Here is a 12,183-nt window from a genome sequence, read left to right on the forward strand (position 1 = left end):
GCCGCCACAGCCCGGGTCTGCTCGCACACTATGCTCACCGGCGACGACAACGAGTCGGAGCTCGTCAACGCTTAACCGGCTTTTCACGACAACGAAGCCCTCCAGATCACGCGATTTGGAGGGCTTCGTTGTCGTGAAATCCCGCTTAGAGTCGCAACGTCTTCATCACATGCATGCCCGTCGTAATGAGCGTGCGGAAGCGCTCGGGCGGCAGGAGCGTCGAGGGCGCGAGCGGGTGGAGACGTTGCGCGGCGACCGTTCGCTCGTTGGACCACAGTCGCAGGCCGGTCTCGCCGTGGCGGTGGCCGAGACCGGATTCCTTGACGCCGCCGCCCGGCGCGGCGATGGAGCCGTAGGCCGCCGCGAAGCCTTCGTTGATATTGACCATGCCGGCTTCCACCCGGCTGGCCACGTTCCAGGCGTGACGCTCGGATCCGGACCACACGGAGGCCGCCAAGCCATACGACGTGTCGTTGGCGCGTGCGATGGCCTCCTCGTCCGAGTTCACCTTATAGAGGGAAAGCACGGGGCCGAAGGTCTCGGCGGCGTAGCACTCCATGTCTTCCGTGACACCCTCGAGGACGGTCGGCTCGAAGAAGAACGGTCCGAGCTCCGGGCGGGCCTTGCCGCCGTAAACGACAGTTGCACCCTTGGATACCGCGTCGTCGACGTGGCGTTGGACAGTCTCGAGCTGCCCTGCCGAGGTGAGCGTGCCGATGGTCGCCGCGTCTGTAAACGACGCGCCGAGCACCTCGCGGTCGAGCGCCTGCTTCAGTTCGGCGAGGAGCTCGTCGTAGACATCGGCATGGATGTAGGCGCGCTCGGCAGACATACACAGCTGTCCCGAGGAGGAAAATGCCGTGCGGACGAGGGCTGGGGCGGTGGAGGAGGCGGGGGCGTCGGCAAGCACGAGCGCGGGATTCTTACCGCCCAGCTCGAGCATGGCGGGAATGAGGCGCTCGGCAGCCTGGGCGGCGAGCTGCTTGCCCACCTTCGTCGAGCCGGTAAAAGATAGACCGTCCACGGTAGGCACGAGCGCGTCGCCGACCTCGGCGCCGCGGCCTGGCACGAGTTGCCACGCACCCGCGGGCAGGCCCGCGGCGATGGCGAGGCGGCGCAGGTAGATGGCCGTGAGCGTGGTCTGGGAGTCTGGCTTGTGAACCACGGCGTTACCCGCGGCGAGCGCGGCGAGGACGTCGCCGACGCCGAGGGAGAGCGGATAATTCCACGGGGAAATGAGCCCCACGACGCCGAGCGGGTAATACTGCGTGCGCGTCTTGGTAAGCACCGGCAAGGCGCCGCGGTGGTGCTCGTCGCGCAAGGCGTGGGCGGCGCGCTGACCATAAAAGCGCGCGCAATTGTAGAGGTCCATGACCTCGTCATAGGCGTGGGCGCGGGCCTTGCCGTTTTCGGCCTGGATGAGGTCAAGGACGGTGTCCTCGTGCGCGCGCAGGGCCTCGTGGAGGCGGAAGAACACGCGGCGGCGCTCGGCGAAACTCGTGTTGCCCCAGACCTTTTGTGCGGCGCGGGCGTCCGTGACGGCGGCTTCGACGTCGGGTGCAGTCGCGGTGGGAAAGGCAAAGAGTTCCTCGCCGGTCCAGGGGGCTACCGCGATATGCGCGGGGCCGGTGCCGCGCACATCGCCGGCCGGTGCGGAGTCGAGGAACGTGCGCAGGCGAGCGGCGAGTTCGGCGGGAAGCGAGGGCGAGCGAAAGGTTTTCATATAATCCCATACTAGCGATTACTGGTGTGACTATCCTTGCATTATGACAGTCACTGAGATCCAGCCCTCGCAGGCGCTGCGTGCGGCCGTGGACCGGCGCGTGCGCGCGGGAACGAGCGTCGCGCCGCTGGGCGCGGTGGACGTCGACGCCTTTGAAAGCAACGCACGCGCCATGGTCGCCCGCGCTGGCGGGCTGCCCATTCGCGTGGCCTCCAAGTCGCTGCGCAGCGTCGAGGCCCTGCGTTATGCGCTGTCTTTCGACGGTTTCCAGGGCATCCTGGCGTTCTCCGTTCCTGAGGCCATCGCGCTGGTGGGCGAGGGGTTCACCGATATCGTGGTGGCCTATCCCAGCGTCAATCGTGAGGCGTTGGCGCAGCTCGCCGCCGACGAGAAGCTGCGGGCGACTATTACGGTCATGGTCGATGAGACGGCGCACCTCGACCTCCTTGACTCGCTTGGCGCGGGTCCCGTGCGCGTGGCCATTGACATGGATTGCACGCTGCGGTTGCCTACGGAGAAGCTCGGCGCGCTCGTCATTGGGCCGCGGCGCTCCCCGCTGCGCACGCCGGAGCAGGTCGCGGCGTTCGCGCGCGACATCGTGCGGCGTCCGAATCTGAAACTGGTGGGCATGATGGCCTACGAAGGCCAGGTCGCCTCCGTGCCGGACGGCGAGACCGGGCCCGTGGGCGCGGTGAAGCGCTGGCTACGCACGCGTTCGCTCAACGATCTCGCGCCGCGCCGGGCTGCCTGCATCGCGGCGGCGCGTGAGGTCGTGGACCTCGAGTTCGTCAACGGCGGCGGCACGGGCTCGCTCCACGAATCCGCGGCGGAGGGCACGCTCACCGAGCTCGCCGCAGGCTCCGGCTTGTACACCCCGGCCATCTTCGACCGGTTCACGGCGCTCGAGCACCGCGCGGCGGCCTTTTTTGTCTGCCAGGTCTCGCGCATTCCGGCTCCGGGCTGGGCGACCGTGAACTCGGGCGGTTGGATCGCCTCTGGCCCGCCGGCCGCGGACCGCGTGCCGGTCCCGGTGCTGCCGGCGGGACTGAAGTACTCGGTCACGGAGGGCGCCGGCGAGGTGCAGACCCCGCTCCATGGTCGCGTGGCGAAGAACTTAAACGTGGGCGACCTCGTGTGGTTCCGCCACGCGAAGGCCGGCGAAATGACAGAAAACGTGGACTCGCTCCTCGCCGTGCATCACGACGGCACGGTGGAGGAGTGGAGCACCTATCGCGGTAAAGGATGGACATTCCGGTGAACTTTTCTAACTGGTCCGGCTCCGTGCGCACGCAGCCGCATACCTTCCTCCAGCCAGCGACCATCGCGGAGGTGCAACACCTCGTGCGCACCGCACGGGGCTCGGTGCGCACGGTGGGCGCTGGGCATTCTTTCACTCCCGTCGCCGCGGGCACGGAGACGATGGTCAACCTGGACAAGCTCAGCGGCATCGTCAGCGTCGATGCGGACCGCAAGCGCGTGCGCTTCCTCGCCGGCACACGCCTGCGCACTGTGCCGGGGCTGCTTGCACCCTTCGGGCTGGCGCTCGCCAACCAGGGCGACGTGGACCCGCAGTCGCTCGCCGGCGCGGTGTCGACCTCCACGCACGGCACGGGCCTGGACTTTACCGGATTCGCCGGCACCGTCACGGCGCTGTCGCTTATCGATGCCGCCGGCCAGCGCCGCGACTACTCCCTTGACGAGAACCCAGAGCTGCTGCGCCTTATCACTGTCTCCGTGGGCGCGCTAGGCATCATTGTCGAAGTGGAGATGCAGTGCGTCGACGCCTTCGACCTCGTCGCGGAGGAAGTCGGCGACGACTTCGACGAGATCCTTGATAACTGGGAGACCCACGCCCGCAGCGCGGATCACTTTGAGTGCTTTTGGTTCCCGCATACCGACCGCGCGCAGATCAAGCGCAATACGCGCCTAGCGCCCGATGCCGCGCACGAGGTGGGGCCGCGTCCGAAGTGGAAGGAATTCCTCGACGAGGAACTCGTGGGCAACGGCGCCTTCGCTGCAGCCCTGGCGGTGGGGCGCGCCGTGCCCGCGTCGATCCCTTACGCCAACCGCATCGCGACCGCAGTGCTCTCGCACAACCGCTACCGTGGCACGAACCACGGCGTGTTCGTCTCGCCGCGTCGCGTGCGCTTCCACGAGATGGAGTACGCCGTGCCGCTGGCTGAAGGCCCCGCGGTCGTCCGCGAGATCCGATCGCTTATCGACCGCCGCGGCTGGCGCATCGGCTTCCCACTCGAGCTGCGCACCACGGCCGCGGACGACGTTGCGCTGTCCACGTCCACCGGCCGCGAGTCCATGTATATCGCCACGCATGTGCCGCAGTTCGTGGACCCGCAGCCCATCTTCGCCGAGATCGAACCGCTTCTGCGCTCTGCCGGCGGGCGCCCGCACTGGGGCAAGATGCACACCCTTGCCCGCGCAGACCTCGCAGAGCTTTATCCGCGCTTCGACGAGTTCTGTGCGCTGCGCGAACAGATGGATCCGCAGTGGCGCTTCGGCTCAGATCATGTGAAGAAACTCTTCGGCTAATTGAACTTTCGGTCTCAATTGACACCCCAGCGTACGGCTGGTTTTATAGCTGAGCAGAAGGGGAGTAGTTCCGCGTCGGCATCTGGGGTTTAACCCGGTCGGCGCTGGCTGGTCGACATACTGGCGCCACGCGCCCGGCCACCCAGCCAGGTTCCACCTGGTGAGCGAGACCTTCGGTATCCACCGTCCGTTTATGCCCGGCCGAACCGAAGGGACTCGTCACTATGTCCGCCATTGATCGTTCCGAACAGACCGCCCTCGAGCGGTTTATGAAGCTGTCTATCGCCGCCGCCGTCGCGACGATTCTGCTGAAGACCCTCGCCGCGTGGCTCACCGGTTCCGTGGGTTTTCTTTCCGATGCCCTCGAATCCATCGTCAACCTCGTCGCCGCCATCGCAGGCTTCATTGCGCTGCGCATCGCCGTCAAGCCCGCGGACAAGGACCACCACTTCGGCCACGGCAAGGCCGAGTACGTCTCCGCGCTGCTTGAAGGCGCGCTCATCTTTGTTGCCGCCGGCATGATTCTCTGGTCCGCCGCCAACCGCCTCATTCATCTTCAGCCGCTCGAGCAGCCAGGTCTGGGCCTTCTTCTGTCGACCGCCGCTTCCGTGCTCAACCTCGTGGTCGGCCTGGCGCTCCTGCGCGCCGGTAAGACCTATCGCTCCGCGACCCTCGACGCGGACGGCAAACACCTGCTGACCGACGTGTGGACTTCCGTCGGCGTCCTCGTGGGCATCGCTGCTGTGTGGCTCACCGGTTGGCTCTGGCTCGACCCCGTCATCGCGCTCGCCGTGGGCATCAACATCATGTGGACCGGGTACCAGCTCCTGCGCGACTCCCTGTCGAGCCTGCTCTCTGAGTCCCTGCCCAGCGAGGAAAACGCCGCCCTCGACGAGCTCCTCGCGCGCGTTGCCCCCGCCCACGGCCTCACGATTACCCAACGCCGCACCGTGGCCTTCGGCCGTCAGCGCTTCATCTACCTCACCGCCGACGTCGACCCCACGTGGACCGTCCTCGCCTCCCACCACGCTGCCGATGCCCTCGAAGACGACGTGGACGGTCTCTTCCCCGGCGCTGAGGTCTTCATCCACTTGGAGCCCGCCGGCGTCGAGCACCGCCGCACGCTCCACATGCGCTAGCTCGCCGCGCTAGACCCCGCGGCGTACAACTCGCCCTCGTCGCCCACGGACTGGTAGCCAATCCTTTCATACACGCGGTGTGAGACGGGATTCGCCTGGTCCGTAAATAACGTCGCGACATCGCCGTCGTCGAGGATGTCCTGCGTGAGCGTTGCCACGACCCACGCCGCGTAGCCGTGTCCGCGCTCGGCCGCGGGCGTAAATACCGGCCCAATGCGCTCGAGACCCAGGCCTGTGTCGTGCACGGCCGTGTAGTGGACAGGCTGCCCGTCGACCTCCCACAGCCAATGACCGCCGCGCGCGAGACGCTCCGCCGCACGCAGTTCGCCCGCCGGGCACTCGGGCCACACCACCTCTTCGCAAAAGTGCAGGCGCGAATGCATCTCCAGCCGCGCGCCCGGGCCGGCGAGCTCCTTGGCTGTCTCACAGTGGCCGATGCACCCCGGCAGCTTCTCACCCCGCTCGTCCAGCGCGTCCTGCAACGCGGCGAGCGCTGCGGGGTCCAGCTTCTGGACATAGGCGGGGTGGGGCGGCGTCGGCTGTGTACGCATCGCCACGCCCACGATTTTCGTCGCTGTCAGTAATCGTCGCGAACCAATAGGGCTGGTCCTCGAGCTTCGGTCTATTCGCTTGGGTAGCAAGCACGCTTGTCTCGCGCAGATGCTCCTTCAGATACTCGCTAGCGGCCGCACGAAACGCGGCCGGTTCCTCATAAAAGGTCGCGTTCATAGCCACTCAGGCTACAAGTAACGTGGATCACATTGCGAGTCTTATGTGTGGCAGTGCGCGCGACTCGCCCCCGCATGGGGGTAAGCGTGTTTCCTAAGAGGAATATTTGTCGCTACACCTTTAGTTTACGGGAGAAACTTTTGGGATAACCGTGTGGATTCTCGGATGTTTCACCCGTTATCCCGTGTCTGCGCCCTGTGGGGACGGAAAAATGATGTGCGTGTCATATATATACTTATACTGTTGCGGGCGGGTGAGGGGATCCTTAATCTAGGCCACGTCGCGCCGCCGCGTTCGAGCGGTGCATCCACATCCATTCACTCTCGAGGAGAACTGCATGAAGCTTCGCCGTCTAGCCACTGCCGCTGCTGCCGCCGTGGCCGGCGCCACGCTTTCCGGAGCGCTCGTCGCCCCGCTCGCTGGGGCTGCAACCCAGACCGAGTCCTACCCGGAGACCCCGGCCGTCAACGCCAAGCTCCCCATCGTCCACACCAGCCATGGCTCGGACCACATCAAGGCGAACGTGCTCAACGCGCGCCCCATCTGCAACCCGTGGGAAGACACCCGCACCGTGGTCTACAAGGTGACTGACACGTTCATGCCGGTGGGTACCATCTCCACCACGAACCAGACGGAGAAGGACATTCCGCTCCAGCAGAACTTGTCCAAGTCGCAGTCCATCCAGGTCTCCGTCAACGGTGACCGCTCTCAGACGACCTCCATCAACGGTAGCCACACCCAGGATGGCACGACCGCAGGCATTTCCTTCTCCATCGCCAAGTCGCTCGGCGCATCCGCGTCCTACTCCCTGTCCTGGGAGGCTGGCCAGTCCATCGGCCCGTACGACGTTCCGCCGAACCACACCGGCGAGGCCACCTACGGCTTCCGCGTTCTCGACATGACCGGAACGCAGCAGTACTGCAAGCCCAACGGCACCTGGTCCACTCCGACCTTCTGGTCTGCGCTGCAGCCTGTGAAGAACGAGGTCCGCGTCAAGCTCTACGACGACATCGCGGATTCCTACGCCCCGAACAAGGACGCGCAGAACACCACCCCGGTCGTCGAGGAAGAAGCCAAGGACCCGGAGACCGACGCTGAGGTCGTGAAGAACAACGAGGTCCCGGTTGAGGGCGAGGTCGCCACCGAGGCCGAGGGCAAGGCTGAGGAAGAGGCCGATAAAAAGCAGGCCGAGGAGCAGCACAAGCTCGACCTCCAGCCGTATTTCACGACGTCCGGCGCGAAGGCCGATGGCTTCGCTGGTACCGTCGCGCTGCGCCTAAAGAACGTCGGCACCGACCGCTACTACGGCGAGTTCCCGGCGACCCAGTTCCGCGTGGACGTCAAGACCGCCGAGGGTCCGGAGGGCGTTGACCGCCTTATCACCCCGCGTTCCTCCAACGGCGCGCACATCCGCGACCTGGGCTTCGACGAGAAGACCTCCACTCGTTCCTTCGAGGTCACGCTGGCCAACCCGATTAACACCGGCGACTCCGTCCGCGTGGCCAACCTCGACTTCGGCGACGGCAATACCTCTGAGGGTCGTCTCCACAACTACATCGAGGTCACCCAGATCTCCCGCATCGACGGGGACGATTCCGAGTACAACGACCAGAACGTCGACTCTCGTGGCGCCACCCTGTCGGATACCGGCAAGGAGCTGAAGGGCACCTTCTAAAATGAGGGCATGCGAATAGTCGTCACCGCCTTCGATCCTTTCGGCGGGCAGCGCGTCAACCCCGCGCAGCTCGCCGTGGCCGAACTTCCGTCCCGTATTGCCGGGGCGGATATCGTGCGTTTTACCGTCCTCACCCGCTTCGGCACCCCCTTACCCGACCTCACGCTTGCCGATGCCGTCCTCTGCGTCGGCCAGGCAGGAGGCCGCGCCCAGCTCACGCCGGAGCGCGTGGCTATCAATATTGACGACGCATCGATTCCAGACAACGCGGGTAACCAGCCTACGGGCACCCCCATCGTCGAGAATGGACCCGCAGCATATTTCGCGACGCTGCCGGTCAAAGCCATGGTCGCCGCCATTCGCGACGCTGGCTTGCCCGCAGCACTGTCGAATACCGCGGGCACCTTCGTGTGCAACCACCTCATGTACCGCATGCTGCACGCGACCGCCGGCACCGCGACCCGCGCCGGATTCATCCATGTGCCCTACGCGCCGGAACAAGGCGAGCCGTCGCTGCCCGTCGCGGACATCACGCGCGGGCTCGTCGCCGCCATCGAAGCCATCGTCGCCCATCCGGACGGCGATCTCGTGTCGGCGGAAGGCGCGACGCACTAATGGCTCGCATCGTCGCCGCACCCAAGCTCAGCCCGCTGCGCATCGACCTGACTCAGCTCGCCGAAGGTCCCGCCCTCGAGCCCCGCGAGAATTACGACAATCAGTGGTTCGCCGGGCCCATTCCGCTCGACGTCCAGGGGATGACGCTCAACTCGTGTCTCATTGCCGATGCCTCCCTCGACGACGTCGACTTTGCCGCCTCGACCTTCACCGAATGCCAGCTCACCGGACTCGATGCCCCACGCCTGCGCCTGCCGCGCACCGTGCTCCGCGACTGCGAAATTGCCGAGTCGCGCTTCGGCGCTGCCGACCTCGCCGAGGCCGATCTCTTCTCCACGCGCGTGCGCGACTGCAAGTTCACCTGGATCAATTGCTCCGGCGGCACCCTGCGCGACGTCCTCTTCGAGGACTGCGTCTTCGACGAGATCGATCTCAGCCAAGCCACCGCTCACCGCGTCGCCTTCCACGGCTGCCGCACCGCGGCCTTGCGCCTCGATGGCGCGCGGCTCACGGACGTGGACGTGCGCGGCCTCGATATCGGCGGCATCGGCGGGCTGGGGTCGCTGCGCGGCGCGGTGCTCACCCATGAGCAAACTCTGCACCTCGCCCCGGCCTTCGCCGCATTCCTCGGCGCCACCGTCGACTAACGTCGAGTTACGGCAGGCGCTTGGTCCAAGCCTCAGTCGCATACTTCGTGTCGACGAGCTCACGGGCCGCCGCGAGGTCGGCCTCCGTGAGTTCCGCCGGACGCGCGCCGTAGCGGGTGGCAAATTCCTGGGCCATCGTCGCAATGATCTCCTCGCGCGGCACGCCGGTCTGGCGGCGCAGCGGGTCAACGCGTTTCTTCGCCGACGCCAGGCCCTTGGACGCGACCTTCACCTTGCCGATGCGCAAGACGTCCATCATCTTGTCCGCGTCAATGTCGTAGCTCATCGTCGTGTGGTGAAGCACCGCGCCGCGGCGACGCTTCTGGGCCGCGCCGCCGATCTTGCCGCCGTCCGAGGTGATGTCATTGATCGGCACGTACCACGCGTTGACGCCATGCTTGGCCAACGCCGCGAGGACCCACTGATCGAGATAGGCGTAAGAATCCTCGTAAGAATATCCCGCGACGAGAGACTCGGGAGCGTAGATGGAGTATGTGATGCAGTTGCCGCCCTCCATGAACATCGCACCGCCGCCGGACATGCGACGCACTGGCGTAATCCCGTGCTTGTCCACGCCCGCCTGGTCGATCTCATTGGAGTAGGACTGGTAACTGCCGAACACGACGGCGCGGTCGTCCCACTCCCAGAAGCGCAGCGTCGGGCCGCGCTGGCCGGTGGCCACCTGGTCAAGCAGCAGCTCGTCGAGTGCGACGTTGACCGGCGTGGGCAGCACGCCCGGCTGCAGGATTTCCCACTCGTGGTCCGTGAAATCCGTGCCGTCGGACAGCGCGCGCTGCACCGTCACCGCAAGGTCGTGCGTGCTAAACCCGTGCAGGGCCACCGGCTCCTCAATGCGCGCCAAGGCGGCGTCGAGACGGCCCTGAATATCCGCGGTCGCCTCGCCGCGGTGCGTGCCCACGAGCGCCGGCGCGAGCGCCTCGTAGGCGTCCTCGGGCTCAAGAAAGAAATCGCCCGCGACCTGCGCCGCGGTGATGGCACCAGCCTCGTCGACCGTGATATCGACGACGATGAGCTTGCCGCCCGGGACTTTGAGTTCAAAATGCTTATTCGCTTCAGTCATAAACAAGAGCGTACTCGTGTTTAATCATTCTGGCTGCGGCGTATCTCCCGGGGTTTACGTGCCGCGGCCGGGCTTCCGATGCCGCTTCGCCTTACCCGAGGCTTTCCGCCGCGCCGTCACACGTGCGGACTCCGAAGAGTAGCGCCCAGCAGCCTGGGGCAGCGGCAGTGGGCGCCACGTGAGGTCGGGTTCGCCGCCCAGCCCCGCGACGACCCCAGCGAGGGTGGCGATATCGACGCCGTGGGCGCGCGCGTGCTCCGTCATCGCCGCAATATCGAGCGGTGCCGTCGACGCCGATGTGGGGTGGGTGATCTGAGGGAACGGCCGGGTGCCCTGGGGGACGGGGGAGGCGGCATCGGCAGGCTGGATGAGCGCTTGCCATGTGCCGTCTGCTGCGGGCGGCTCCGGGATGATGCGCGCGCGGGGCGCGAGCGCCGGAACGGGCGGCTCGAAGAACTCCGCCGAGCCGGGCTCGGGCACGTCGACCGCGATGAGTCCGTCTGCGGCATAGGCACGCGCGAAGAGCGTCTGGCCGCCCTCGGCCGCGCGACGCAGGAGGTCGGCGACATGCGCCGGCGCCGGTGCCGTGCCCAGCACGCAGTCTTCAGCGGAGGCGACGAACGTCTCGCCCATGAGCGTGAGGGAAACAAAGAAGGAACACGTGTCCATCTGCGTGAGCTGCTCCGCGGAAACGTCGTGCGTGGTGTCCGTGGCAAGCAGTACGCCCATCCCCGGGGCGAGGACGGGGCCGCCCGCGTTATTGCGCGGCACCTGCCAGGGGCCGAGGCCGAGGTTGACCGCGATGTCAAGCATGCCGTCGACGATTTCGACCGTCGCCGTGGTGGTGACGTGCATGGTGCGCAGCTGTTCGAGGTCCGGGAAATCCTGGGATTCCTCGGCGTCGAGGGCACCCAGGTAGCCCAGTGGGCAGCGGATGTTCCAGCCGCGGGTGAGATTATTGGTCTCGAGGGTGACGTCGATGAGCGTCGGGCCGTCGGCCAGGTGCGGAATCTTCAGCGCAGTGGCGGCGACGATGTGCTCGAGGACCGCTGCGTGTTCCACGCCGCAGTAGTTGCGGGCCAGGGGATAGTGCTGCATGGCGCTCCTCGCGTTGGTAAGTGGACTCCTCCATCGTAGACTCTAAAGCCATGTTGTTTGCCCTTGCTCTGACGTTGCTTGCGGGCTTATCCACGTCCATCGGCGCCGCCATCGCCGTGGGCCACCGCGACCCAGGGCCGAAGTTCATGGCGGGTGCCCTTGGCCTGTCAGCCGGCGTCATGCTCTACGTCTCCTTTGTGGAGATTTTGCCGCAGGGCGTGGACAAGCTCATTGCGGCTTTCGACTCGGAGCGCACCGGCACATGGCTGGGCGTGGGCGCGTTCTTCCTGGGCATTGCCATCATTGCGGTCATCGACCGCCTCGTGCCGGAAGAGATCAATCCGCACGAGCCGGGCACCATGCTTGATGATGCCCGCCGCGCCCGACTCATGAAGACCGGCGTGTTCACCGCCGCGGCGCTTGCCTTCCACAATTTCCCGGAAGGCTTCGCGACATTCCTCGCCGGCTTGGAGGACGCGAGCATCGCGCTGCCAGTCGCTTTTGCTATCGCCATTCACAATATTCCGGAAGGTATCGCCGTGGCCGTGCCCCTGCGCCAGGCCACGGGCTCGCGGCGCAAGGCGTTTACGTGGGCGACGCTGTCCGGCCTCGCGGAGCCGGTGGGTGCCGTCGTGGGCTATCTGCTGCTCTTACCGGTGCTCGGCGATACGACGATGGGCGTGGCCTTCGGCGTCATTGCCGGCATCATGGTGTTCATTTCCTTGGATGAGCTGCTGCCTACCGCCGAGGAAACCGGCGAGCACCATTACGCCATCTACGGCCTCATCGCGGGCATGGCGGTCATGGCATTTTCGCTTCTTATGTTTCTGTAGCTCGCTGTTTCTGCTGGTTGTGCCCAGTATCTTTTGGGTGCCACATATAATGTGCAGTCCTCCGCTTGCCGGAGGGCTGTACTCGTTTTAGCGTAT

At 66.0% G+C, this 12,183-nt stretch carries 11 protein-coding genes; 7 read left to right on the top strand and 4 right to left on the bottom strand.

The window, feature by feature from the left end; translation table 11 throughout:
- Positions 1–145: 145 nt before the first annotated feature.
- Complete coding sequence (locus ABJ196_RS10275; RefSeq protein WP_347306825.1) at positions 146–1,723, bottom strand: succinic semialdehyde dehydrogenase; 1,578 nt, start codon at positions 1,721–1,723, stop codon at positions 146–148.
- A 43-nt stretch (positions 1,724–1,766) separates the two neighbouring features.
- Here ABJ196_RS10275 and ABJ196_RS10280 point away from each other — a divergent pair, with 43 nt between their 5' ends.
- The 3 genes from ABJ196_RS10280 to ABJ196_RS10290 all read left to right on the top strand — a co-directional run bounded on the left by ABJ196_RS10280 (position 1,767) and on the right by ABJ196_RS10290 (position 5,409).
- Positions 1,767–2,981: an alanine racemase gene (locus ABJ196_RS10280; protein ID WP_347306827.1), complete on the top strand. Its 1,215-nt coding sequence runs from the start codon at positions 1,767–1,769 to the stop codon at positions 2,979–2,981.
- Positions 2,978–4,270, top strand: a complete 1,293-nt coding sequence (locus ABJ196_RS10285; RefSeq protein ID WP_347306829.1) for a D-arabinono-1,4-lactone oxidase — start codon at positions 2,978–2,980, stop codon at positions 4,268–4,270. The genes ABJ196_RS10280 and ABJ196_RS10285 overlap by 4 nt, the downstream gene beginning before the upstream one ends.
- 224 nt (positions 4,271–4,494) lie before the next feature.
- Positions 4,495–5,409 carry a cation diffusion facilitator family transporter gene (locus tag ABJ196_RS10290; RefSeq protein WP_347306831.1) on the top strand — a complete coding sequence of 305 codons (915 nt, stop codon included), beginning with the start codon at positions 4,495–4,497 and terminating at the stop codon, positions 5,407–5,409.
- Here ABJ196_RS10290 and ABJ196_RS10295 read toward each other — a convergent pair.
- Positions 5,406–5,960, bottom strand: coding sequence for a GNAT family N-acetyltransferase (locus ABJ196_RS10295; protein ID WP_347306847.1), 555 nt, complete (start codon positions 5,958–5,960; stop codon positions 5,406–5,408). The genes ABJ196_RS10290 and ABJ196_RS10295 overlap by 4 nt on opposite strands.
- A 515-nt stretch (positions 5,961–6,475) precedes the next feature.
- Here ABJ196_RS10295 and ABJ196_RS10300 point away from each other — a divergent pair.
- The 3 genes from ABJ196_RS10300 to ABJ196_RS10310 are packed head-to-tail and all read left to right on the top strand — an operon-like array spanning position 6,476 to position 9,075.
- Complete coding sequence (locus ABJ196_RS10300; RefSeq protein WP_347306833.1) at positions 6,476–7,813, top strand: hypothetical protein; 1,338 nt, start codon at positions 6,476–6,478, stop codon at positions 7,811–7,813.
- A gap of 9 nt (positions 7,814–7,822) precedes the next feature.
- A complete protein-coding gene (pcp, locus tag ABJ196_RS10305) occupies positions 7,823–8,428 on the top strand; it encodes a pyroglutamyl-peptidase I (RefSeq protein ID WP_347306835.1) in 606 nt (201 codons plus the stop codon).
- Positions 8,428–9,075, top strand: coding sequence for a pentapeptide repeat-containing protein (locus tag ABJ196_RS10310; protein WP_347306837.1), 648 nt, complete (start codon positions 8,428–8,430; stop codon positions 9,073–9,075). Before pcp ends, ABJ196_RS10310 begins: the two co-directional genes overlap by 1 nt.
- A 7-nt stretch (positions 9,076–9,082) precedes the next feature.
- On the opposite strand, the gene ABJ196_RS10315 is transcribed toward ABJ196_RS10310, so the two are convergent.
- Entirely contained in the window at positions 9,083–10,156 is a 1,074-nt protein-coding gene (locus ABJ196_RS10315; RefSeq protein WP_347306839.1) for a biotin/lipoate A/B protein ligase family protein, read from the bottom strand.
- A gap of 54 nt (positions 10,157–10,210) precedes the next feature.
- A complete protein-coding gene (locus ABJ196_RS10320) occupies positions 10,211–11,254 on the bottom strand; it encodes a hypothetical protein (RefSeq protein WP_347306841.1) in 1,044 nt (347 codons plus the stop codon).
- Positions 11,255–11,304: 50 nt separating this feature from the next.
- Between ABJ196_RS10320 and zupT the strand changes: the two genes are divergently transcribed.
- Positions 11,305–12,087, top strand: coding sequence for a zinc transporter ZupT (gene zupT / locus ABJ196_RS10325; protein ID WP_347306843.1), 783 nt, complete (start codon positions 11,305–11,307; stop codon positions 12,085–12,087).
- The last annotated feature ends 96 nt before the right edge of the window (positions 12,088–12,183 follow it).

Source organism: Corynebacterium sp. SA-MJD20WY100 (genome assembly GCF_039822565.1).
GTDB classification, from domain to species: Bacteria; Actinomycetota; Actinomycetes; order Mycobacteriales; family Mycobacteriaceae; genus Corynebacterium; species Corynebacterium phoceense_A.

Bases quoted from the DNA above. Each gene is read 5' to 3' on its own strand.
- ABJ196_RS10275 (WP_347306825.1), bottom strand. From the start codon at position 1,723: ATGAAAACCTTTCGCTCGCCCTCGCTTCCCGCCGAACTCGCCGCTCGC.
- ABJ196_RS10280 (WP_347306827.1), top strand. From the start codon at position 1,767: ATGACAGTCACTGAGATCCAGCCCTCGCAGGCGCTGCGTGCGGCCGTG.
- ABJ196_RS10290 (WP_347306831.1), top strand. From the start codon at position 4,495: ATGTCCGCCATTGATCGTTCCGAACAGACCGCCCTCGAGCGGTTTATG.
- ABJ196_RS10295 (WP_347306847.1), bottom strand. From the start codon at position 5,960: ATGCGTACACAGCCGACGCCGCCCCACCCCGCCTATGTCCAGAAGCTG.
- ABJ196_RS10300 (WP_347306833.1), top strand. From the start codon at position 6,476: ATGAAGCTTCGCCGTCTAGCCACTGCCGCTGCTGCCGCCGTGGCCGGC.
- pcp (WP_347306835.1), top strand. From the start codon at position 7,823: ATGCGAATAGTCGTCACCGCCTTCGATCCTTTCGGCGGGCAGCGCGTC.
- ABJ196_RS10310 (WP_347306837.1), top strand. From the start codon at position 8,428: ATGGCTCGCATCGTCGCCGCACCCAAGCTCAGCCCGCTGCGCATCGAC.
- ABJ196_RS10315 (WP_347306839.1), bottom strand. From the start codon at position 10,156: ATGACTGAAGCGAATAAGCATTTTGAACTCAAAGTCCCGGGCGGCAAG.
- ABJ196_RS10320 (WP_347306841.1), bottom strand. From the start codon at position 11,254: ATGCAGCACTATCCCCTGGCCCGCAACTACTGCGGCGTGGAACACGCA.
- zupT (WP_347306843.1), top strand. From the start codon at position 11,305: ATGTTGTTTGCCCTTGCTCTGACGTTGCTTGCGGGCTTATCCACGTCC.